We start from the raw sequence: 21687 nt of genomic DNA, 5'->3' as shown, positions 1-21687 counted from the left end.
GATTCCTTTCTCTTTTTCTATTCATAGAAAGGGAGATTCATATGATAGGAGTTTCAATTTATCTTTCAAAAGAACGAGTACAGAAGCAAGAAGAGTGGCTAAAAGTGGCGAAGGAAAACGGGTTTTTATCTATTTTTACATCACTTCATATACCAGAGGATGATCCTGGTACGTATAAAGAGTTAATTCAAATACTTGGGAAGCAAGCGCTCAAATATGACATGGAATTAATGGTGGATGTTTCTCCAAAATCGTTATACCATTTAGGAATGACGTACGAAAATGTCGAAGAGTTAGTAGACTGGGGCATTACTGGTTTACGAATGGACTACGGCATCACGCCGAAAGAAATCGCACGCGTATCTCATAAGATGAAAGTAGCTTTAAATGCGAGTACGATTACAGATTCATTTTGGAAAGAGTTAATCATAGAAAATATAAAAGTAGCGAATGTAGAAGCTTGGCATAATTTTTATCCGCGTCCAGAAACAGGACTAGCAAAATCATTCTTACAAAAACAAAACGAATACTTACATGAGTGCGGAATAAAAACGATGGCATTTATTCCGGGAGATGGTGAAAAACGTGGTCCGTTATATGAAGGCTTACCAACGTTAGAAAAGCACCGCAATATGCGCCCGCTGGAAGCGTACTTAGAACTTGTACAAGATTGTGGTGTCGATAAGGTGCTAATCGGGGACATAAGCGGAAGTGTAGAAAGTGTACAAGAGATAGCGAGCGCGAGTAGAGGAATTATTCCGCTGCGGTATGAGCCATTGATAAAGAAAAGTGAAGTATTAAAAATGGTAGAACAAGTGCATACAAATAGACTAGATCCAGCTTGTGATGTCATTCGTTCTGTAGAATCACGAGAGGAGAATAAAGTGATTTTACAGCCGATGGATGCCATTGCAAGAAAGAAAGGCAGCATTACAATTGATAATGAATTGTACGGTAGATATGCAGGAGAGATGCAAGTTGTTGTACATGAGTTGCCTAAGGATGAGAAAGTGAATGTTGTTGGAATGGTTGTAGAAGAGGACTTGTCTTTATTGCCGTATGTTGGTGCTGGAAAAATGTTTCAACTTTTTTTGTGCGATAGAGTAAAAGCTTGAATTAGCGCTATTTTGTAGGAAAACATTATCCGTAAAAGGGATAATGTTTTTTGTTTTCTTAAAAAAAGTATTTGACGAATGAAATGAAATACCGTATTGTTTTGACTTGTGAATAAAAGTTCACCATAACAAAACAAAAAGGAGAGTTTAAAATGAACCAATATATTGGGAATTTAATGATTCGTATCGTGTTAGGAGTAACGTTCTTTGCACACGGTTTAGCGAAGTTTCAATCAGGTATCGATAACGTAGCGGGATGGTTTACAAGCATCGGCTTACCAGGTGGTCTTGCATATGGCGTAGCAACAGTTGAATTAGTTGGTGGTATATTATTAATTATCGGTTTAGGCGTAAGATATGTAGGATTGTTATTCGCTCTTATTTTAGCTGGAGCTATCGTAAAGGTAAATGGAGCAGCAGGTTTATTAGGAGATGGAAAGAATCCAGGATATGAATTAGATCTTGCATTATTAGCAATGGGCGCGTATTTATTCGTTGTAAAAGCAGAAGGATATGTAGATCGCTTCGTAAAAGAGAAAGTAATGAAAGCGAAGTAAACTTATTTATAAATTGTTGACTTGAATCATAATTGTAACTATAATGATTACAACTAGTGGATTAAGAATAAAACAATTTAAATATTTTTTTACACAAGATGTAACATTATCGGTTACATCTCGTGTAAAAAATAAATAAAACGGGAGGAAGTAATATGCCTAAATCAAATTTAGAAATTATTCGAAGCACGTATGAAGGGTCAGCTTCTTCAAATGCAAAACATTTAGTAGAAGCCCTCTCTGAAAAAGTAGAATGGACAGAGGCAAAAGGATTCCCTTATGGGGGAACTTATATAGGTGTAGAAGCAATAATGGAAAATGTATTTAGCCGATTAGGATCAGAATGGCATGATTATAAAGCGAGTGTAAATATGTACCATGAAGTAAACGGAAAAGATGTAATTATTGCTGAAGGTGTTTATTCAGGAGTTTATAAAGAAACGGGAAAATCATTTGAAGCAGAGTTTGTTCATGTATGGCAGCTTGAAAATGGAAAAATCGTAAAATTCAAGCAATATGTGGATAGTTATATTGTACGAGAAGCGATGAAGGTTTAAAATGAAATAAGGAAACAAATGGAATCGACTGTGCGCAGGCGATTCCATTTGTTTATGTGATTATTAGGGGAATGGGGAGTACATAATATGAAGAAATGGATAATAGGGGCAATTACAATCATTGTAATTGCGATAGGAGCTGTATTCGGTGTTACTAAACTTCTTAATTATATAGAGGAAGAGGAGAAGAGTCTTAAAACACAAAAAGTGATGAGCCAAAAGGACAAGAAAGTTGCGGAAGAGAAGCCACAATTTAGTGAGGATGAAATTATTTCTACCATGCATAGGATGGTACATCAAAAAGTGAAATCCTCTGAAAAATGGGGATTTATTGAAATGACAACTAAGGAAATTGTTAGCGCCAAGAAGGCTGTAGAAAGTAGTACAAATTTTAAATATAAATCAAAGTTACTTGCGACTTTAGAGCGTTGGGAGAAAGGGGATTTTTCACAAACGGTTGAGGAGCATAACTTTTTGTGGGAAATTCAAGGTGGTGATACTGGAAAGGCAACAGAACGTTTATCGCCAGAAGAAGAAAAGCAGTATGTGAAAGAAATGAAAGGTAAATAAAAACATCGCCACTTTGATGGCGATGTTTTTGATTAAGAATGTTTTCGCATTAAAGCTCTAGTTGGCTGAACAGTAACCGTTTTGAAATGAGAAAATAAATAACATCCCGTCACAACGATCATTGTCCCGAAAATTTGTATCCACGTTAGTTCTTCGCCGAGGAAAAGGAATGCTAAAATAGCTGTAAAAATCGGATTGAAGTTTAGAAAAATACCGGATGTAGTCGCTCCTAATTTTTGCACGCCAATATTCCAAAACACCATACAAAGAACTGTGGAAATAAGCCCAGTATATAAAAGTGATGTTAGGAAAGAAGTATTTATGTTTGTAACAGTGAAGCTCCCTATGTTAAATGGCAGTAATAAAATAACGCCGAAAATACCAGAGTATAATGTTGCCATGAGCGGTGTAGTTGTTTTTGTTGCCCATTTACTACAAACAGAATACATTCCCCAAATACAAACAGCCGCCATCATCCATAAATCTCCGCTATTAAAATGTAGTGAAAATAGAAGTGTAAAATTTCCTTTTAAAAGGACGAGAACCACCCCAAAGAATGAAAGAATCATGGATAGAATTTGAAGTGTATTTACTTTTTCTTTTAGAAATAATACTGAAAATAATGCAATTGAAATCGCATTTAATGTAGAAATAAGCCCTACATTCGTTGCGGATGTTTTTTCTAGTGCTAGAAATTGAAAGATGTTAAAAAGAGCGACCCCTGAAATCCCCATTAGTAGTAACGGAAGTATTGCAGCACGTGGTGGAATGATTTTCTTTTCTTTAAACCAAACCATCGGTAATAAACAAACGATCGCAATCATCCATCTTAAACTTGTAAGTGTCATCGGAGACGCGTGATTAACGAGCGATTTTCCAACGACGAAATTTCCTCCCCATAATAAGCTCGTTAGTAATAGTAAAAAGACATAAAAATAAGGCATACTAAAATCCCCTTTGTTGTAATCAATATGAATTGTAAATAATTTTAGCATTTTTCTTTATTGTGTAATATATTCTTTTGTATAATGGTTAAAAGTCAATAAAATATTTTGTTTTAGATGTAGTTTGCAATAAAAGGTTCAGTTCTGAATAAGTTAAGGTATGTTTTTTCGAATAATCATCGGTAAGAAAAAAGGGGGAATTGTAATGGAGTCATCTGTTATTAAAGTGTTAGATGATTTAGACGTACAAATTTTAGATATATTGCAGAAGGAGTCTCAAGTAAGTAATGCAGAGCTTGCGCGACGCGTTAATTTATCACCAGCTGCGATGCATGCGAGAATAAAAAGATTAGATGGAGAAGGGTTCATTGATAAGCAAGTAGCCATTTTAAATCAAGAAAAGCTTGGTTTTGATTTGTTATGCTTCATTTTTATGAGTACGAATATTCATCAATCGGATAAACTTGACGTGTTGGAAAAAGAATTAGAATCGATGCCGGAAGTGTTAGAATGTCACTGTTTAACAGGAGAGTATGATTATTTATTAAAAGTTGCAAATCGTGATCGTAAAGAGCTGGAGCATTTTATTAGAAAGCTGAATAAGCTTGGTATTACAAGGATACAGACGAGTTTAGCACTTCGTGAAATTAAATATTCGACAGTATTACCGATCCGAAATGAGGAACCGAGCATCGATTAGAATGCTTGGTTTTTTGTTTGTATAAAGTGATTGACGGGGAGAAAAGAGAGATGTATTATTATATAAAATTATGTATTAAAATTCATTTTGGGTTATAAATATTAATATTAGGGGCAAGGGGATATAATATGAAAATCTTTAATGCGGTTACGAGTGATGTGAAAGAAATTTATAGTCTCATTGAAGTTTATGCAAAAGAGGGAGTTGTTTTACCGCGTTCTCTTTTATCTCTCTATCAATACTTACAATGCTTATATGTTATGAAAGAAGGAGAAGAAATCGTTGGAGTTGCTGGTTTACATGTGTTAGGGGAGGACCTTGCAGAAGTCCGGTCATTAGTCGTTTCGCATACATATGCAGGGAAAGGAATCGGTCGCATGTTAGTGAACCATGTAATAAATGAGGCAGCGAAAATAAAAGTGAATAGAGTCATTTCTTTAACATATGAAACGGAATTTTTTCAAAAGTGCGGGTTTGATTTTGTGAATAGAGGTGCGTTACCAGAGAAAGTATGGATTGATTGTAGGCATTGTCCAAAAGTTGATTATTGTGATGAGGTGGCGATGATTCGGTATGTTGGGTGAAATTTTCAGAGAGAAAAAAGTCCCACTATTATTTACGTAATAGTGGGATTCTATATTATAGGGAAATTAAGAACTTGAATTCGTTTTTCTTACCGCAAAATTAAAAATGGGATTTTTAAGCTCATAGTTATAAGTAGAACCATCGACAAGCCCTACAACTTTATCGCTATCGTAAAGATCGAGCATAAATTGTGCCATTTGTTTTGCGGTGTGGAATTTCGGTACAACATTATCGTATTGGAACTCATCAATATCAAATGAACGTTTTGCAAATTCTGTTTCAGTTGCACCAGGTGCTAAAACCTTTGCTTGCAGTTTTGCACCTTGTTGTTTCAATTCGTGAGATAAACCTTCTGTAAATGCACTTACATAGAATTTCGTAGCGCAATACGTAACAGCATCAGCAACGATTGTGTATCCACCGCCTGATGAAACGTTAATAAGCTGTGTGCCATCAACCATTGAATAATCTCGAACGAAAAGAGAGGAGAGTATTGTTAGTGCTTCTATATTTACATGTAACATCGTTTCTATTTTATTTAAATTTTGTTCAGCAATTGAGGCGAAATTACCAAACCCTGCGTTGTTAATCCACGTTTCAATTTGAAAGGCTTGTAGGTTTTCATACAGCTTATAAACATTTTTCGTGATAGATAAATCCGTTCTTCGAATAACAACATCCAATTCCGGATTCATTTCGTTAATTTTTAATTTTAATCCGTCTAATTCTTCTTGTCTTCGAGCTACAAGTATTAAGTTCTTTCCGCGAGCTGCAAAGGCTAAAGCCGATTCATAGCCAATTCCAGAACTAGCACCAGTAATAACAGTGTATTTCATATAAAATCCCCCTAAGTTCAAATAAATATATTATGGTTAGATTTTATTTGTTAGAGTATACTCTAAGTCAAATGTTTTTTATGAATTTGATAAGGCTATAAAATATATGAGGGTAAGCACGTGGAGGGAGTTAGAGTATGTACACAATTAGCGAGGTGGCTAAATTAATAGGAGTGAGTACACATACACTACGTTATTATGAAAAGGAAAATATATTAATTGCAAATCGCGATACAAATGGGAATCGAATGTATGCAGAGTCGCATATAAAGTGGTTGCAGTTTGTTATGAAATTAAAACAAACGCAAATGCCAATAACGAAAATAAGAGAATACGCTAGGTTATATTTAGAAGGGGAGCATACAACCGAAGCTCGTTTACAGCTCCTAGAAGATCATAGGAAATCTATTCAGATTCAAAGAGAAAACTTAGTAATTACAGAAAAGATGCTTGAGAATAAAATTATTGCATACAAAGCCTCTTTGGAAAATAAATAGAAAACATATATATGATAAAAATGGATTTAATCTCACAGTGTGCTGGTAAATAAAAAAGAGCAGTTAGCAAAGGCTAACTGCTCGGTAAATTGGATGTGAAAATTTAGTGTTTATATTTTCATAGTAGATAAATTATGATTTCTTGAATGTGATTTTTCACTGAAAATCGCATCTTAATACAAGGTACATAAACGAAGAAGAGCCTGATATGGCTCTCAGGCTCTTCCCTCAATAGCAAAGAGTAAGTCTTTTAATTACTCTTCTCCTACATAATACACAAGATGTACTTGGATGTGTAGAACAGGAAATTCCAATATAATTATCCGAATATAGTGTTTAAAAATAAAATCTAGATGATTTAAATAAGGAATTAAATTACAAATGTTGATTTAACGCATAATAGGAACTCATTTATATAAAATGATGGTTAATAAAGTGATATTGCGATAATGAAATATGAAATATTGCATATCGAATTGTAGAACAAAAAAGTGAAATGGTAATTGAATGAAAATGCTATTTTGTAGAAAAGGATGTGCATCTTGAAATCTGAATAAATTAAACAACTCATTACGGATTTAGAACGAAGAAAATCAGATCTAAAATGAATCTGAAATGACTTTTCGGGAATTCATATTGAGGAATATCGTGATAGTATTGCATAAGCAAATATTTATTTTGGATCAAGTGAATATGCGATTGAATTGGATTATGAAAGATGAAAAATAAAAAGAGCAACTAGCACAAGCTAACTGCTCTATTAAAGGGATCTCTCCAAGGGGGAGTGGAGAAAATATTATGTTACTAGCAGTATTGACAGGTTATTAGGAAATATACAAATCGGATGAAAGAAATTTTAAATAATCTTTCGGCATTGACAGTTTTTAAAATATTCATGTACAATACATATGAATGACATTCAGTCATTTTTGTGTGGCAGGATGCAGTTAGCTTGGAAATGGAACAAATATAATGGTAAATGAGGATGATAGTTGTTTATATATAGTAGTGATGAAAGAGAATATGTTTTTAAAACAAAAAAAATGACTGATAGTCAGTCATGAGAGGTGAGAGGTATGAAAAATAGAGCTTGGTTATATGTCATATTAACATGTATCTTTGAAATTTTTTGGGTGTTTGGTTTTAATACAGCCGATACTTGGTGGCATTGGATTATTATTTTAGGAGTTATCGCTGTTGATTTTCACTTCCTTTCTAAAGCGTGTGAACATCTTGCGACAGGCACTGTATATGCCATTTTTGCCGGAGCTGGTACGGTAGGGACTTTCTTAATGGATGTATTCCTTTTCGGCGGAAGTTTTAGTGTAGGAAAGTTATTCTTTATCGTGATGGTTGTAGCTGGCGTTATCGGTTTAAAGTTAGCTGATAATAAAGAAGAAACTGTGGAAGGAGCTGCTTAAAGATGGGTTGGTTTTTCGTATTTTGTGCTGCAATTAGTGAAATAGTCGGTGTGATCGGTCTGAAAATGTATAGTAAAGAAAAGACGTTAGCAAATGGCGCGATTTATATAGGCGGGTTTGCTACATCCTTTGCATTCTTGTATACATCTTTCTTATTTTTACAAGTAAGTGTCGCGTATGCGGTTTGGATTGGTATTGGAACAGCAGGAGCCGTTTTATTAAACATGTTCCTATTTGGTGAGTCGAAAAGTAAAGCACGTATCATTAGTGTGGCTCTTATTGTATGCGGAGTGACAGGATTAAAGGCTCTTTCTTAAAGATATATTGTATTTTATCTCCTAATGGTTTATTAGGAGATTTTTATTATTAAAAAATGATTTCCTCTTAGAATTCACTATCATTGACAGTACAATCGATTATCTTATAAAATGAGTGACAGTCATTCAATATGTGTGTGAAAGGGTTTAGCTGATGAATAAAAAAGAAAAAATTGTCTATGCAGCTATTGAAGTGTTTCAGGAGAAGGGCGTTGAAAAAACGAAGATTTCTGATATCGTGAAATTAGCTGGCATTGCACAAGGAACTTTCTATTTATATTTTCCTTCTAAGTTATCTGTTATGCCTGCAATAGCAGAAGTGATGGTTGAAAAGATGATACTTGCAGTGAAAGAAAAAGTGCAAAATGATGCGCCTTTCTCAAGTAAAGTGACGCAAGTAATAGATGCGGTGTTTCACTTTATAGCGGAATATCGTGAAATACAAGCTTTAATGTATGCGGGTCTTGCATCTACAGAACATATAAAAGAATGGGAAGCTGTGTATGAGCCTCTTTATATGTGGCTAAGCGAATTTTTAAGTGAGGCGAAAGAAGCTGGTGAAATTCGTGATTCGGTTCACGCAGAGCGAGCAGCGAAGTTATTTATCGCCCTTGTTGAATCAGCAGCAGAACAAGTTTATTTATATGATCATAAAGATGAAGAGCAAGTCGAGCTACAAAAGGCAGAAGTACTAGATTTTTTAACACATGCACTACATATAAAGAAGTAGTAAGATGAACCTGTCTGAAAAGGTAGGTTCATTTTTGAGGGGAAATGAATGATAGTCATTCACCTAATACGTATGTATGCGTGGGAGGATAGAGTGAAATTCTAATGGGTGGAGGCATTTCTACTCATGATTAGCCCACAAATAGCAGGATAAAGAAAAATCTTCTTAGGCATTTTTTTGAGAGGAACTTACGGGAAGAGGTGTTAAAAAGTGAAGAAACCGATAAAAGAACAAAAGATGATATTGGTCATTCTTTTGAGTAATATATTTATCGCTTTTTTAGGGATTGGATTAATCATTCCGGTTATGCCGTCCTTTATGAATGACATGAGTTTAACAGGGAAGACGATGGGATATCTCGTTGCAGTGTTTGCAATGGCGCAGCTTATTACGTCACCTATTACAGGCCGGTGGGTCGATCTTTACGGTAGGAAGAAAATGATCATCATTGGATTATTTATTTTTGGTGTTTCAGAACTTCTTTTTGGATTAGGAAAAGATGTGTGGATGCTTTATGCAGCACGGGTGTTAGGCGGAATTAGTGCCGCGTTTATTATGCCTGGTGTTACGGCATATGTTGCGGATATTACATCTATGCAGGAACGTCCAAAGGCAATGGGATATTTATCCGCGGCAATTAGTACTGGATTTATTATAGGGCCTGGAATTGGCGGATTTATTGCAGAGTATGGTATACGTGTACCGTTTTTCGTTGCAGCAGCAATTGCCTTTATAGCATGTGTAATTTCGATCTTTATTTTAAAAGAGCCGTTAACGAAGGAAGAGCTTGCAGAGATTTCTGCTAATACGAAAGAATCCAGTTTTATTGGTGATTTAAAGAAATCATTACATCCAATGTATGCAATTGCATTTATTATCGTATTTGTACTCGCATTCGGATTATCGGCGTATGAAACTGTGTTTAGTCTGTTTTCTGATCATAAGTTTGGTTTTACACCGAAAGATATCGCGGCAATCATTACAATTAGTTCAATCTTTGGGGTAGTTGTGCAAGTATTTATGTTTGGCAAATTGGTCGACATGTTCGGTGAAAAAGTGTTAATTCAAATATGTTTAATTGTAGGTGCAGTATTAGCCTTCGTTTCAACTGTAGTCTTTAATTATTGGATTGTACTTCTCGTTACTTGCTTCATTTTCTTAGCATTTGATTTACTTCGTCCAGCTTTAACGACATTTTTATCAAAGGCAGCTGGAAAAGAGCAAGGATTCGTTGCTGGTATGAACTCGACTTATACGAGTTTAGGAAATATCGCAGGACCAGCGATGGGCGGAATATTATTTGATATGAATATTCATTATCCATATGCATTTTCAGGAGTTGTTTTAATAGTTGGTCTCGGCATTACATTTATGTGGAGAGAGAAACAGCTAGCTGAAAGTTTTGCGAAGTAATAAAACCCCTTACGACGGTAAGGGGTTTTTGTTTTATAAGCTTAATCCAAACCGTTTTAATTCAATGAAAATCCCCTCTAATTGCTTTCCTTTATCCGTTAATGTGTACTCTACACGAGGCGGAACTTCTGGATATACTTTTCTCGTTATAATGCCTTGAGATTCTAATTCTTTTAGTCGAAGCGATAATGTTTTCGGACTAATCCCGTCCATTGATTTTTGTAAATCACTAAAGCGTAATGTTCCTTCAATAAGAAGGTCACGAATGATTAAAAACGTCCATTTTGTACGAATTACATCAAGGGTTTTAGCGATAGGACAAGGTATGCCAGGTAAACCTTTCGTTAATTCAACTGGATCTATATTGTTCATGGAACTAGCCTCCATAAAATTTTTTTGAATGAATTTGCTTTATAGTATCACAAAAATATACTTTTGGTAACTATATGAAAAAAATATCACTACTTCCATAAAGGAAGTTAGTGCATATACAATAGCAATACGAAATAAAAAGGGTTTAGATGAGGAGGTGATTTTCATGGGGATAAAAAAGTTGTTTGGATTTCTTAGTTTGTTTGTTGTTTGTATTGTACTTGTAGCATGCGGCGTGGAACAAAAAACTGAAATTCAGTTATTAAAAGAAATGCCACAGCCAAAAGCAATGACAATTGATCCCTCACTAAGTAAAAAAGAAGCGACAGAGATGGTTCATGCAGCGCAGCGTTTTTATGCATTTTGGGATACAGGTAAGGAGGAACTTATTCCGCAGACTGTTACTAAAGATTTTTTCGATAATACATTGCCGAAAGGGCGACCACAAGGAACGGAAGGATTAAAGTTTGCGGCACAAAATTTTCGTAAAGTCGTTCCTAATATACATTGCGAGATTGAAGATTTATTAGTCGTCGGTGATAAAGTAACAGCTCGTCTTTCTTTTACAGGAAGGCATAATGATAAGAAAATCAATTTTTTCGCCATTGATATGTTACATGTGAAAGACGGAAAAATCACGGAAGACTGGCATTTAGAAGATAATCTTACGCTGAAACAGCAACTTGGGTTAATAGCTGAAGAGTAAATTATATAGGGGAGAGAAAAGCGATGAAAAATATATTCATTATAAATGGACATGAAAAATACGGTACGAAAGAAGGACGTTTAAATAGAACGTTAGTTGATTATATGGTAACGGTATTAAGTGAGAAACATCATGTGAAAACAACAACGATTCAAGATGGCTACAGTATTAAGGAAGAACAAGAGAAGTTTTTATGGGCCGATGTTGTGATTTATCAAACACCGATTTATTGGTTTAGTGTACCGGGCTTATTTAAAACGTATATGGATGAAGTATATGAATACGGTTTGTTCTTTAAAGGTGCTGATGAATATGGAACAGGCGGTTTATTAAAAGAGAAAGCGTATATGTTTTCTACAACTTGGAATGCACCTGAAAAGGCATTTGGAGATAAGACGAAGTTCTTTGAAGGGGAAAGTTTAGAGTCAGCGCTTAGCCATTTACATCGCGTGCAGAAGTTTCTTGGGATGAGTTCGTTAAAGAGTTTTGCTTGTTATGATGTGGTGAAGAATCCGAATATTGAGCAATATTTATTGAACTTGAAAGATCACTTAGATGGAGTAATTAAATAATAGTTTGTAAAGAAGGTACTACTAAGGACGTAGTACCTTCTCTTTCATGAAATACGTTGAAAATCTTTACTTATACAGGACTGTTTTAGTTTTTTTGATTTAATTAAATGTTTAATATCAGAGATGTTATCGTATGAAAGCTGAGTGTGATAATAGTTAATGTACTCAAGTAATGCAAAAATATAAATAAATAGAGTGAATGATAGTCCGCCTAAAGGTAAGTGGGGATACCAAATTACAAAATCAATAGTAAACGTAACAAATTCCGTGATAATTAATGCTATATTTATCTTTTGAAGTATTTTTAAATATTGAACCACCCTAATAGGGGTAACAGATGTTTTCTCTTTTTTTAGTCGTTTCCACTTTACGTACCAGTAAATTACTCCTTGTAATAAGATAAACTCTAAAAGAAGAAATGAGACCCAAAAAGAATATAGAGAATATAAATGTAACGTAGGATAAGCATAATTAAGTAAGTAACTTGTGAAAATAAAAGTAATGACTGAAAATAACTCACCTGTGTATAGATAGGAAAGTCTTTTTTCTAGGGTGCGTTTCATGGTTCTTCTCCTTTTGTAATGACTCACATTTTAAGACGTGGATGGCTGTATCCATAACTTCGCAAAATTTGCCCAGCCGTATGAATCAATTGTGACGTTTTTTAAAGAAGAAGGGTATGTTTTTCTTTTTAAAACGTGATAGTTAAATAAAATGATGTGTTCTACTTGTAAAAATTCTTCGATTTCATACATGAGCTCATAGCGCTTCTCTTTATTTTCTTCTAATAAAAAGGTATCAAGTAAACAGTTAATTTGGTTTTCATAGTGCGGGTCCATGAACCGATTTACGAAGCAACTTTTATTTTTAAACACATTTAAGAATGCGAGTTCATGATCGGCAGCAAATACTTCTCCCATGAAAATAATATCGGCATGTTTATCAATAGAACGATCCATATAATCTGAAACGAGAAATGGGTGAAGCTCTACTTGTATACCTAAACTTTCACACCGTTCTTTTAGGAAATGAGCGTCATTTGCACTATCTTTAAATGCGAAGAAGTAAATATGTATCGTTTCTCCATTATAGGTGCTCTTTTTTAAATACTCTTTTGCCTTCTCTAAAGAGTAGGACCTTTTAGGAACTTGGCGGCTTCTTTCAGGGAAAAAGCTTGAAGCAGCAATTGTTCGTCTACCCTCTATGCTACGAAGTATTGTTTCAACGTCATATAGTTCTCTCCAAGCTTTTCGAAAGTAAATGTCGTGATGAGGACCAGGTTTTGTAAAGTTGAAGCTAGCATAAATACAACCTATTTCTTCTATTTGTATATCATGCCTTTCATTTTCCTCTTCATTTGGCAGTTCATAATCAGCATCGATTTGCACATGATCAGGAATACCCCAAAATTCAATACGGTCTAATAACGCGCGCTCTTTAAAATAATGGGTGAATGCTTCGAGTACGATATTATCTTCAGAGTAATGAGTAAGTTTGAAAGGTCCAGTACCTATATAATGATGATCTTGAATACTGGCATCACACGGTAAAATTGCTAGTTGCATGGAACTTACATAGTGTAAGAAAAATAAGTTGGGTTTTGCTAAATGGAATCGAATTTGCAGTGGTGATGGTGTTTCAATTTGAACAATTTCTTCTGTTAACCATTTGAAAGGAGAGTGAACTTGTTTTAATCGTTCAAATGAAAATTGTACATCTTTAGAAGTTAAAACTGTTTCGTTATGAAAACGTATATCCTTTCGTAAATAAAAGGTCCACGTAAGCCCGTCTCCACTTAATTCCCACGTATGTGCAATGTGTGGTTCCATTTTTTCAGTAACATCGTTATAAACGACTAACGTGTCAAAAATTTGACTCGTAAGATGGCTCTCTGTAGTTACAGCCACAAAAGCCGGATCTAATGGAAATATCTTTCTTGATATAGGAATCTTTAATATGTCATACATATCATTTGAAGGTTCGTATCCAAAATGATGATGTAGTTTATTTTCTATCTTTTTTTGAATTGCAAGAGGCAGTGGTTCTTTTAAAAGAAGAAAGATATCCTTTAATTTTTCTTGCGTTAACAGTTCATCTGTGTAGGATTCAATCGCTTCCACGAGACTATGTATAAATAGAATTTCCGTTTTATTCCCGCGTCCACGCCCTGGAGTCCAGTGAATTAATTGCTCCTCGCTCATTTTCTTTAATAAAATTTTCACGTTTTTCGTACTGCAATATAAAATATCCGCTAGTTCTTGTAAGCTATTTCGGATATGCTGTTGATCTTGTGCATGTAGTCTTAGTCTAATGTAATAGTCCATAATTTTCATATATACACTTCCTTTTATAATAAAAGGGGAAACTCTTTAGAATATTCTAACCTTTTTCTTCCTCTTTTTCAAAGTAAAATAAGTAAGCATAAGGAGGGGGAAACAATGGGGTTTTGGAGTATGCATCGAAATATAAAAATTAGAATTATAACTTCGTTTTTAACACGTGCTGTGTCCACGATGATTTTTCCATTTATGGCGATATACTTTTCAATAAAGTTAGGTAGTGCGATTGCAGGTGCGTTATTACTCATTAATGTCATAGCTTCATTAGTAATTGGTTTATACGGTGGATATGTTGGGGATCGGCTCGGTCGTAAAAAGGTGATGATTATCGGTCAAAGTATACAAGTCATTTCCATTGCTTGTATGGGAGTTGCAAATTCGGATTATGTAGATTCACCGTGGCTAACATTTGTGTTTATGTTAGTAAATAGTTTAGGGTCTGGACTTATGAACCCTGCGACAGAGGCGATGTTAATTGATGTGAGTACACCTGAAAATCGAAAAGTGATGTACACCATTAACTATTGGGCTATTAATTTATCAATGGCAATTGGAGCAATATTTGGCGGATTACTATTTGAGAACTATAGATTGCAATTGTTTATCGGATTAACAGTTATTGCCGTTATTACTTTATATGTGATGGCTGTATACATGGAAGAAGTGTATGTAGCGAGAAAAACAGTAGAGAAGAAAAATGTATTAAAAGATATGGCAGATAGTTATACAGTCGTGATGAAAGATAGAGCATTTTTAATTTTTTGTGCAGCAAGTATATGTACATTGTCTTTAGAGTTTCAAATTAATAATTATTTAGGAGTACGTTTACAGCAGGAATTTGAAACAGTGCACTTTTTATTCGGGAATGGTTTTACGTTTGATTTAACAGGTATTCGAATGTTGAGCTGGATTTCAGCAGAGAATACAATTTTAGTTGTGTTATGTTCAGCACTTCTTATTAAAATGCTAAAAAGCTTCAACGATTTGAAAATTTTATATATAGGTTTATTCATTTACACAATTGGATTTACAATACTCGGAACGAGCAATAGTTTATGGGTCTTATTAATTGCAGGGCTTTTCCAAACGGTAGGTGAGATGATGTATGTGCCAGTACGTCAATCTATTATGGCAGATATGGTGCCGAATGAGGCAAGAGGTTCATACATGGCGATTAACGGAATGGTCTTTCAAGTAGCAAAAATGAACGGGGCATTAGGCGTTATGCTAGGCTCATTTATTGCATCTTGGGGCATGAGTGCTCTGTACTTTATCGTTGGTATGAGCAGTATTTTATTATTTATGAAGGCGATTGGGAAAGAGAAGTATGAGGATGAGAGAGGGGTTTCTCAGATTGGATAAAACTATATAAAAAGCGAACGAACTGGACTCGCTTTTTATATAATTTTTAAAACGGATCAACTTCAGCTAAATCTGGAGTGGTACTAGGCTGTAGTAAAAGATTTTTTAACGTTCCTACTTCAGAAAGAGCTACTAATATGTAGCCACTAATCAGTACAATAAGCCCAATGACGCGTAACGTTTGTAAGCTCACTTCATTATTATTCATTTCCGTTGGATTTGGGGGCGTTGAAGGTGGATTGTTATTCATAAATAAGGCTCCCATCTTTTGTATTTATATATGTGTAAAATCATTGTTTAACTTATGGATAGGAATTGTATAGTCATTTTCACTATATGAGAACTGCCTATGAAAAGTGATTAGAAATTTTGGGACGCAAAAAAGAGGCTGTTCCAAAAAATTAAAGATGGAGAAGTGTTACAAAAGGTTAACCAAAGTAGCTAAACAGCTATTTTGGTTAACCTCTAATAACTATCTTAATATACGCAATGATTCTTCAATAAACGCTGGGATATCCTCTGGTTGTCTACTTGTTACTAGCTGATTTTGGCATACGACAACCTCTTTGTCATGAAAATGTCCACCAGCATTTTTTAAGTCGACCTCAATAGATTTATATCCAGTCACATCGCGTCCTTCAAGTGTTTGTGCAGTGATGAGTAATTGGGGGCCGTGACAAATAGCAAAAACAGGTTTTTTCGCATCCATAAATGCTTTGCTAAAGCGAACAAAACGTTCATCTGCACGAAGCATATCTGGGGAAAATCCGCCTGGTATGAAGAGGGCATCAAAGTTATCTGGAGAAACATCATCAATACTTTTATCAATTACGACTTCACTTTTTCCTCGTTTACCGTGTACCGTTTTACCTTTTTCCATTTCAATAGTTGTTAATTCATATCCCTTTTGATTAAAAGCTTCTACTGACTCTGTGTATTCTGTGTCCTCGAAATAATCCGTTATTAAAATAGCAATTTTTTTACTCATTCTAATCCGCTCCTTATATTATATTATCGGTTCCAGAATCATCCTTGAGCAATGTCTTTTATAAAGTGAAACTTTAATTCATATTTTTTCATTCCCTCCAGTTCCTTTGCCCTGTTACTTTAATACATACCCTTTTTGTTAGCGCGTAAACATGTATTATCGTTTTTGTATGTAAAAATCATAAAATGTCGGTTGTTGCAGTGATTCTTGTTTGAGGAAGAAAAATAAAAAAGCCAAGGAGATAATTTATCTTCTCCTTGGCTTTAAGATAATTCTTTTCGTTAAAACGCAGAAACGCGTTGCTTCGTTTTTGGTACAATAATAAATTTGATCCAGAGTACCCCGATAATCATAATGATAAGGCTATGTAAAAATTGACCTGTAGCAATGAGTATAACACTTGAAAATACAATGAGTTGAATGCTTAGTAATATAAAGATTAAGCGAAGAAATTCATTCATTCGTTTTTCAGTATTAATTGGATATAATGCTACGATAATATTTCCCGAAAAATATTTCCACAGGGAACGGAGCTGCATAGAAATCATATATAGGACGATATATGCGATAGCGCCTTTTACGTATATGTTTGGTATAAAATATAAGGCGAAGGCACCGATTAAGCCTAAGCGAATATATATACCGAAATAATCATTCCCGCGTAAAAATGCTAGTGTATGTAAATAGAAGAAAGTTGCTCGTTTTTTATGTAATAAAGGTTCAATCCAATTTGTAAGCCATTTTCTTTTATTTACTTGCTTATTCAGTTGCGGAACATCGGTGAAAATGCTAGCAAATTGATAAAAACGGACGTTCATTTTTTCTTCTTGCTCGATTATGTAATCCCACGGTATTCGTTTTGTAGGCTGTTTTTTCGTATATAGAAGTAGGAAAGCAAGTAGTAAGAGCAATCCGCCTAATATGAGAACATGTGCCGAGTAAAACAGCATGAAAATGATTAAGGCGTTACAAGCAATACGAATAATGAACCATATATTTTTTTCATGACTATCACGCCAGATCCAATGTGTATACATGTTCCAAGCTTTTATAATCATTAAAACGATAAAGATTGTACATAAGAAAGGTACAGTTAATTGTAATGATTGCAGTGCAAGTGGAACGAGAATAAGGAACGTAAATAATAATGGGAAAAGCTGAATGATGTAATTATATAGAAGAGATTTTTTAAAATAAGATGTTAGTTTCTCTTCTAATGCAAGCAAATAGACAGCATCAGGTTTTTGAATAAATGTACGGATAGGACATCTCGTTATAATCGCTGTTAGGACGATTGTAATAAGTAATAAAGATAGTCCTTTAGAAGGAGCTGTCTTAAGAAACTTTGCATAATAGTAAGCACCTATACAGGCAACGAAGATAAAGCTATATAGTAAACCGTTAATCATACGTGCAAAGTATGTAATGATATTTTGAATATGTTGTTGGAAGCGGCTGCTCCATAGTGATTCAATTGACATGTTTTTCACCTCTTTGTTCTATTATATATGTTTTACAAAAGAAAAAACGAGCAAATTGCGTTACGCAACTTGCTCGTTTTTCTTTTCGTTATTTTTTTTCTGATCACGATTCATTAATGGATAGAAGGCAAAGCCAATTACGAATAAACCAATTCCGAGAAGGAACGTTTTTATATCGGCTGCGCCGGTTTTAATAACCCATAGTGCGTAGCAAAGTGCGATCACTGCGACTATGCCATCTGTAATTCTTGCCCGCATTTCATTTTTATATGTTTCACCAGTTGCGACTAGTTTTAACTGGAAGATTGGTGAAACGAGATATGGAATGAGGTAGGCTAGTGTTGATACGGTAATAACGAATGTATAAGCTTCCGCAATTGTTCCGGATAGTGTTGAGAATAAGAACACTTGCGACATAATGTTTGTTAGTCGTAATGAGTAAATTGGACTTCCTTTTTTATTTGTTTTCGTGAAGAAGGAAGGGAAGAAACCTTCTTTTGCTGCTTGATACGGTACTTCTGAGCTTAATAAAATCCAGCCTAATATAGAACCGAATAGGGAAGTAAGAGCAAGTAATGCCATCAGTTTCCCGCCGCCATGACCCATTGCAGCATTTAATGCATCTGCTAATGGACGTTCAGAAGCTTGTAATTTATCAACGTGAAGTACACCCATTGTTAAAATGGTAATTCCTAAGTAAATCGCAACTGTAATAAGTAATCCTGCAACTGTTGCGCGTTTTACTGTTTTAGGAGAGGTAGCACGGTTTGATAAAAGTACTGCCGATTCAATTCCGATAAATGCCCAAAGCGTTGTAAGAGCAGCTAAATTTACTTGTGAAAGAAGGCCGTGTGATACACCTGATTTATCGATCATCGGTGTGTACCATTGTCCAAACTTAGAAGCTTCGAATGCAAATAATGTAACGACGATGAATAAAAGGAATCCAGTTACTTTCGTTGTTGTTGCTAAGAAGTTTAGCTTTCCAGCTCCACTTACACCGTTTGTTAATATAATATGAGTTCCCCAAAGTAAGATGGAACAAATCGTAAATGTAATTAGTTTTCCGACTTCTATGTTAAAAGAACCGATTGAAAATAGTAGTCGTGTATCTTTCATAATTGGGAAAAAGAGTGATAAATATCCCGCGAAAGATGTAATGATGGCAACGTTACTTGCCCAGTTTGCAACCCAATATCCCCATACCATACTGAAACCAGCCATTTTTTTCTTTTTTGGTGATGAGAATAAAGCATATGCATGACTTTGTGGTCCTGTCGTTAAATCAGGACGACGAATTGCTAAATTACCGAAAACAAGAGCTAGCATTAAAACACCAAACCCTGTTGTTAACCAAGCTAAAGTGACACCGAGAGGGCTTGCTGTTTGTGCCAACGTACTTGGCACCATGAAAATACCAGCGCCAACCATGTTACCGACAACGAAAGCTGTTAGTACCCAAAAGCCCCATTTTTTTTGTTGCATAGAAAATACCTCCAAAGTTAGTATAACCAAGTCAAGCGAGGAGATATGTATGTCTTCTTAGTAGAGAAGAAAAGTCCCAAACAAAACAAAAAAAGCACGTAATTTGCCGCTACATGCTTTCTATCTTATAAGAAACCCACGACATACCTCTCGATAGCTCTCCACAAACGAAACGTTTCGTTTGTGACAGTTCTGCACTTATTAAATGCAGACCCAGCAAGTGTGCATGGTGGACACGACTTACTTCGGCAATCATTCCTTTCTCATTCCTTCATCAATGCCACTACATCTCCTGAAACGATACTCTTAATGATTGCAACCTCTACCTCACCGAGATACGAATGAGGATTTAAATATTAAATTAACGTAGTTAAGAGTAACAAATGTATTTTTATACGTCAATGGATATAGTAATAATCAGATTATAGAGAAGAGTTTGTTATTAGGAATGAATAATTATTTGATATAAAAAGAAGCTAATCTAAAACTAGATCAGCTTCTACATATAAGATTAAACGAAGTTTAATACAGTTACTTTTTCACGTGTCATAGACTCAAGGCTCTTACGAATACCTTGTGCGCCCATACCTGAACCTTTTACACCGATGAATGGGAAGTGGTCAGGGCCGCGCTCTGTGCGTCCGTTAATTTGAACAGAACCAGTTTCGATTTTGTTAGCAATTGCAAATGCTTTGTTAATGTCTTTTGTGAAGACACTTGCTTGCAAGCCGAACTCTGATTTGTTAGCAATCTCAATTGCTTGCTCATCTGAAGAAACACGGATGATTGGAAGGATTGGGCCAAATGGCTCTTCCCAAGCAACTTTCATTTCTTCTGTTACGTGGTCGATTAATGTTGGGTAAATTAAGTTACGCTCACGTTTGTTACCGATAACGATTGTTGCACCTTTTTCAACAGCGTCGTCAACTAAACCTTGAACGAAGTCAGCAGACTTGTCGTCGATTAATGGAACGATTGTGCTGTCTTGTTCTGGAGATCCAACTGATAGCTCAGCTACTTGCGCTTTTAATAAGCTAACAAGCTCGTCTGCTACGTTTTCGTGTACAAGTACACGTTTAATAGCAGTACAACGTTGACCAGAGTAAGAGAATGCACCGCTTACGATATGGTTTGCAGCATCTTGTAAGTCAGCATCTTCACGAACGATACCAGGGTCTTTACCACCAAGTTCTAATACAAGTGGAATCATTGCAGCTTTTTTCGCTAAATGTTTACCTGTGTTTGTACCACCTGTGAACGATACCATATTGATGCCTTCGTGTTCTACTAAGTAGTCACCAATTACAGAACCGCGTCCTGTAGCTACGTTTACAAGACCTTTTGGAAGGCCAGCTTTATGAAGTGCTTCAACCATTTTAATACCACTAATTGCACCTTGAGTTGCTGGTTTGAAAATAACAGCGTTACCCATAATTAATGCTGGTGCAAGTTTTGCAGCAGATAAGTTTACTGGGTAGTTAAATGGTGCGATTGCTAATACAACACCAAGTGGTGCGCGTTGGATGATCGCAAGTTTAGATTTCGTTCCGCCAGGGAAGCTATCGCCCATCATGCTTTCTCCGTGCATATGAAGAGCTTCTTCGATTGTGTAACGAATGAAATCAGCTGTACGAACAACTTCTTTCTTCGCATCTTTATAACCTTTACCGACTTCTTTCATAATGATATCGGCAATTTCATCTTGCATATTTACGAGCTCATCAGCCCATTTATATAAATATTTTGCGCGATCTTGTAGAGAAGCTTCCGCCCATGATTTTTGAGCTTCTTTTGCAGATGCAATTGCTTCATCTACTTCTCCGCGAGTAATTGCTTGTACTTGTCCAATTACTTCGTGTAAGTATGGAGATGGAATTTCGATTGTTGCTCCCGAAGAGCTTTCTCTCCATTCTCCGTCTAAATAAAATTTGTACGTATTGCTAGTTGTCATGATTAGTCCTCCTAAAATAGCAACTTGTAAGAGTGAGTATAAGGTGATTGTAGGGTGTTTGATAGCATTTTTCAAATGAAATGTTTGTGAAAACGATTTCTTATTCTTTTTTTATTTTGTATGCCCTTTCTTACAGAAGATTCCCTTATTTCAAAATGATGTAGCGTATATTTTTATTCGATTTGTAAA

The 21687-nt window shown here is 35.3% G+C and carries 24 protein-coding genes and 1 riboswitch; of the genes, 14 read left to right on the top strand and 10 right to left on the bottom strand.

The window, feature by feature from the left end; genetic code table 11:
- Window positions 1-41: 41 nt before the first annotated feature.
- The 4 genes from MNO09_RS26720 to MNO09_RS26705 all read left to right on the top strand — a co-directional run bounded on the left by MNO09_RS26720 (window position 42) and on the right by MNO09_RS26705 (window position 2799).
- A complete protein-coding gene (locus MNO09_RS26720; RefSeq protein ID WP_000580645.1) occupies window positions 42-1115 on the top strand; it encodes a DUF871 domain-containing protein in 1074 nt (357 codons plus the stop codon).
- 152 nt (window positions 1116-1267) lie between these two features.
- Window positions 1268-1672: a DoxX family protein gene (locus MNO09_RS26715; protein WP_001077758.1), complete on the top strand. Its 405-nt coding sequence runs from the start codon at window positions 1268-1270 to the stop codon at window positions 1670-1672.
- 155 nt (window positions 1673-1827) lie between these two features.
- Window positions 1828-2229: a nuclear transport factor 2 family protein gene (locus MNO09_RS26710; protein ID WP_001126716.1), complete on the top strand. Its 402-nt coding sequence runs from the start codon at window positions 1828-1830 to the stop codon at window positions 2227-2229.
- Between the two features lie 87 nt (window positions 2230-2316).
- Window positions 2317-2799, top strand: a complete 483-nt coding sequence (locus MNO09_RS26705; RefSeq protein ID WP_000758757.1) for a DUF6241 domain-containing protein — start codon at window positions 2317-2319, stop codon at window positions 2797-2799.
- 32 nt (window positions 2800-2831) lie between these two features.
- Here the strand turns inward: MNO09_RS26705 and MNO09_RS26700 are convergent, their stop codons facing one another.
- Entirely contained in the window at window positions 2832-3743 is a 912-nt protein-coding gene (locus MNO09_RS26700; protein WP_001146286.1) for a DMT family transporter, read from the bottom strand.
- Between the two features lie 205 nt (window positions 3744-3948).
- Between MNO09_RS26700 and MNO09_RS26695 the strand changes: the two genes are divergently transcribed.
- Together MNO09_RS26695 and MNO09_RS26690 are read left to right on the top strand one after the other, a co-directional pair.
- The gene (locus MNO09_RS26695; protein WP_000446101.1) at window positions 3949-4443 is read left to right on the top strand and encodes an Lrp/AsnC family transcriptional regulator; all 495 of its coding nucleotides are present in this window, start codon (window positions 3949-3951) and stop codon (window positions 4441-4443) included.
- Between the two features lie 128 nt (window positions 4444-4571).
- Window positions 4572-5027: an N-acetyltransferase gene (locus MNO09_RS26690; RefSeq protein ID WP_000689153.1), complete on the top strand. Its 456-nt coding sequence runs from the start codon at window positions 4572-4574 to the stop codon at window positions 5025-5027.
- A gap of 66 nt (window positions 5028-5093) precedes the next feature.
- Here MNO09_RS26690 and MNO09_RS26685 read toward each other — a convergent pair whose 3' ends face one another.
- Window positions 5094-5864, bottom strand: a complete 771-nt coding sequence (locus tag MNO09_RS26685) for an SDR family NAD(P)-dependent oxidoreductase (RefSeq protein ID WP_000878087.1) — start codon at window positions 5862-5864, stop codon at window positions 5094-5096.
- Between the two features lie 137 nt (window positions 5865-6001).
- Here MNO09_RS26685 and MNO09_RS26680 point away from each other — a divergent pair, with 137 nt between their 5' ends.
- From MNO09_RS26680 to MNO09_RS26660, 5 genes are all read left to right on the top strand, one after another.
- Entirely contained in the window at window positions 6002-6361 is a 360-nt protein-coding gene (locus MNO09_RS26680; protein ID WP_000288054.1) for a MerR family transcriptional regulator, read from the top strand.
- Window positions 6362-7437: 1076 nt separating this feature from the next.
- Window positions 7438-7782: a DMT family transporter gene (locus MNO09_RS26675; RefSeq protein ID WP_000796014.1), complete on the top strand. Its 345-nt coding sequence runs from the start codon at window positions 7438-7440 to the stop codon at window positions 7780-7782.
- Between the two features lie 2 nt (window positions 7783-7784).
- Window positions 7785-8099, top strand: coding sequence for a DMT family transporter (locus MNO09_RS26670; protein WP_000539678.1), 315 nt, complete (start codon window positions 7785-7787; stop codon window positions 8097-8099).
- A gap of 151 nt (window positions 8100-8250) precedes the next feature.
- The gene (locus MNO09_RS26665) at window positions 8251-8829 is read left to right on the top strand and encodes a TetR/AcrR family transcriptional regulator (RefSeq protein WP_033657689.1); all 579 of its coding nucleotides are present in this window, start codon (window positions 8251-8253) and stop codon (window positions 8827-8829) included.
- A gap of 210 nt (window positions 8830-9039) precedes the next feature.
- Window positions 9040-10242 (top strand): MFS transporter, encoded by a 1203-nt coding sequence (locus MNO09_RS26660; protein WP_000742932.1) that lies wholly within the window; start codon window positions 9040-9042, stop codon window positions 10240-10242.
- Between the two features lie 33 nt (window positions 10243-10275).
- Here the strand turns inward: MNO09_RS26660 and MNO09_RS26655 are convergent, their stop codons facing one another.
- Window positions 10276-10614: a winged helix-turn-helix transcriptional regulator gene (locus tag MNO09_RS26655; RefSeq protein WP_001059468.1), complete on the bottom strand. Its 339-nt coding sequence runs from the start codon at window positions 10612-10614 to the stop codon at window positions 10276-10278.
- Between the two features lie 166 nt (window positions 10615-10780).
- On the opposite strand from MNO09_RS26655, the gene MNO09_RS26650 reads away from it, so the two are divergent.
- Window positions 10781-11320: an ester cyclase gene (locus tag MNO09_RS26650; protein ID WP_000511565.1), complete on the top strand. Its 540-nt coding sequence runs from the start codon at window positions 10781-10783 to the stop codon at window positions 11318-11320.
- Window positions 11321-11343: 23 nt separating this feature from the next.
- Window positions 11344-11892: an NAD(P)H-dependent oxidoreductase gene (locus tag MNO09_RS26645; RefSeq protein ID WP_000789197.1), complete on the top strand. Its 549-nt coding sequence runs from the start codon at window positions 11344-11346 to the stop codon at window positions 11890-11892.
- 44 nt (window positions 11893-11936) lie between these two features.
- Here the strand turns inward: MNO09_RS26645 and MNO09_RS26640 are convergent, their stop codons facing one another.
- On the bottom strand, window positions 11937-12455 hold the full coding sequence (locus MNO09_RS26640) for a hypothetical protein (RefSeq protein ID WP_000831577.1): 519 nt from the start codon (window positions 12453-12455) through the stop codon (window positions 11937-11939).
- 30 nt (window positions 12456-12485) lie between these two features.
- Window positions 12486-14225, bottom strand: coding sequence for an SgrR family transcriptional regulator (locus MNO09_RS26635; RefSeq protein ID WP_070168429.1), 1740 nt, complete (start codon window positions 14223-14225; stop codon window positions 12486-12488).
- 105 nt (window positions 14226-14330) lie between these two features.
- On the opposite strand from MNO09_RS26635, the gene MNO09_RS26630 reads away from it, so the two are divergent.
- Window positions 14331-15593, top strand: coding sequence for an MDR family MFS transporter (locus MNO09_RS26630; RefSeq protein ID WP_000508181.1), 1263 nt, complete (start codon window positions 14331-14333; stop codon window positions 15591-15593).
- A gap of 46 nt (window positions 15594-15639) precedes the next feature.
- Here MNO09_RS26630 and MNO09_RS26625 read toward each other — a convergent pair whose 3' ends face one another.
- From MNO09_RS26625 to gapN, 5 genes are all read right to left on the bottom strand, one after another.
- The gene (locus MNO09_RS26625) at window positions 15640-15843 is read right to left on the bottom strand and encodes a hypothetical protein (RefSeq protein WP_001063859.1); all 204 of its coding nucleotides are present in this window, start codon (window positions 15841-15843) and stop codon (window positions 15640-15642) included.
- Window positions 15844-16065: 222 nt separating this feature from the next.
- The gene (locus MNO09_RS26620; RefSeq protein ID WP_088107432.1) at window positions 16066-16581 is read right to left on the bottom strand and encodes a type 1 glutamine amidotransferase domain-containing protein; all 516 of its coding nucleotides are present in this window, start codon (window positions 16579-16581) and stop codon (window positions 16066-16068) included.
- 281 nt (window positions 16582-16862) lie between these two features.
- A complete protein-coding gene (locus tag MNO09_RS26615) occupies window positions 16863-18062 on the bottom strand; it encodes an ABC transporter permease (protein WP_078182863.1) in 1200 nt (399 codons plus the stop codon).
- 60 nt (window positions 18063-18122) lie between these two features.
- Window positions 18123-19547, bottom strand: coding sequence for an amino acid permease (locus tag MNO09_RS26610; protein WP_001186279.1), 1425 nt, complete (start codon window positions 19545-19547; stop codon window positions 18123-18125).
- 146 nt (window positions 19548-19693) lie between these two features.
- Window positions 19694-19880, bottom strand: a riboswitch (Lysine riboswitch).
- 178 nt (window positions 19881-20058) lie between these two features.
- Complete coding sequence (gene gapN / locus MNO09_RS26605; protein WP_000213611.1) at window positions 20059-21498, bottom strand: NADP-dependent glyceraldehyde-3-phosphate dehydrogenase; 1440 nt, start codon at window positions 21496-21498, stop codon at window positions 20059-20061.
- Between the last annotated feature and the right edge of the window lie 189 nt (window positions 21499-21687).

The sequence above is a fragment of the Bacillus sp. N5-665 genome, assembly GCF_022637375.2.
GTDB classification, from domain to species: Bacteria; Bacillota; Bacilli; order Bacillales; family Bacillaceae_G; genus Bacillus_A; species Bacillus_A wiedmannii.
The sequence above is the reverse complement of the archived record's forward strand: the minus strand, read 5'-3'. Positions and strand labels throughout refer to the sequence as shown.

Excerpts from the sequence above, each read along its gene's own strand:
- MNO09_RS26720 (WP_000580645.1), top strand. The coding sequence starts at position 42 with ATGATAGGAGTTTCAATTTATCTTTCAAAAGAACGAGTACAGAAGCAA.
- MNO09_RS26715 (WP_001077758.1), top strand. The coding sequence starts at position 1,268 with ATGAACCAATATATTGGGAATTTAATGATTCGTATCGTGTTAGGAGTA.
- MNO09_RS26710 (WP_001126716.1), top strand. The coding sequence starts at position 1,828 with ATGCCTAAATCAAATTTAGAAATTATTCGAAGCACGTATGAAGGGTCA.
- MNO09_RS26705 (WP_000758757.1), top strand. The coding sequence starts at position 2,317 with ATGAAGAAATGGATAATAGGGGCAATTACAATCATTGTAATTGCGATA.
- MNO09_RS26700 (WP_001146286.1), bottom strand. The coding sequence starts at position 3,743 with ATGCCTTATTTTTATGTCTTTTTACTATTACTAACGAGCTTATTATGG.
- MNO09_RS26695 (WP_000446101.1), top strand. The coding sequence starts at position 3,949 with ATGGAGTCATCTGTTATTAAAGTGTTAGATGATTTAGACGTACAAATT.
- MNO09_RS26690 (WP_000689153.1), top strand. The coding sequence starts at position 4,572 with ATGAAAATCTTTAATGCGGTTACGAGTGATGTGAAAGAAATTTATAGT.
- MNO09_RS26685 (WP_000878087.1), bottom strand. The coding sequence starts at position 5,864 with ATGAAATACACTGTTATTACTGGTGCTAGTTCTGGAATTGGCTATGAA.
- MNO09_RS26680 (WP_000288054.1), top strand. The coding sequence starts at position 6,002 with ATGTACACAATTAGCGAGGTGGCTAAATTAATAGGAGTGAGTACACAT.
- MNO09_RS26675 (WP_000796014.1), top strand. The coding sequence starts at position 7,438 with ATGAAAAATAGAGCTTGGTTATATGTCATATTAACATGTATCTTTGAA.
- MNO09_RS26670 (WP_000539678.1), top strand. The coding sequence starts at position 7,785 with ATGGGTTGGTTTTTCGTATTTTGTGCTGCAATTAGTGAAATAGTCGGT.
- MNO09_RS26655 (WP_001059468.1), bottom strand. The coding sequence starts at position 10,614 with ATGAACAATATAGATCCAGTTGAATTAACGAAAGGTTTACCTGGCATA.
- MNO09_RS26650 (WP_000511565.1), top strand. The coding sequence starts at position 10,781 with ATGGGGATAAAAAAGTTGTTTGGATTTCTTAGTTTGTTTGTTGTTTGT.
- MNO09_RS26645 (WP_000789197.1), top strand. The coding sequence starts at position 11,344 with ATGAAAAATATATTCATTATAAATGGACATGAAAAATACGGTACGAAA.
- MNO09_RS26640 (WP_000831577.1), bottom strand. The coding sequence starts at position 12,455 with ATGAAACGCACCCTAGAAAAAAGACTTTCCTATCTATACACAGGTGAG.
- MNO09_RS26635 (WP_070168429.1), bottom strand. The coding sequence starts at position 14,225 with ATGAAAATTATGGACTATTACATTAGACTAAGACTACATGCACAAGAT.
- MNO09_RS26630 (WP_000508181.1), top strand. The coding sequence starts at position 14,331 with ATGGGGTTTTGGAGTATGCATCGAAATATAAAAATTAGAATTATAACT.
- MNO09_RS26625 (WP_001063859.1), bottom strand. The coding sequence starts at position 15,843 with ATGAATAACAATCCACCTTCAACGCCCCCAAATCCAACGGAAATGAAT.
- MNO09_RS26620 (WP_088107432.1), bottom strand. The coding sequence starts at position 16,581 with ATGAGTAAAAAAATTGCTATTTTAATAACGGATTATTTCGAGGACACA.
- MNO09_RS26615 (WP_078182863.1), bottom strand. The coding sequence starts at position 18,062 with ATGTCAATTGAATCACTATGGAGCAGCCGCTTCCAACAACATATTCAA.
- MNO09_RS26610 (WP_001186279.1), bottom strand. The coding sequence starts at position 19,547 with ATGCAACAAAAAAAATGGGGCTTTTGGGTACTAACAGCTTTCGTTGTC.
- gapN (WP_000213611.1), bottom strand. The coding sequence starts at position 21,498 with ATGACAACTAGCAATACGTACAAATTTTATTTAGACGGAGAATGGAGA.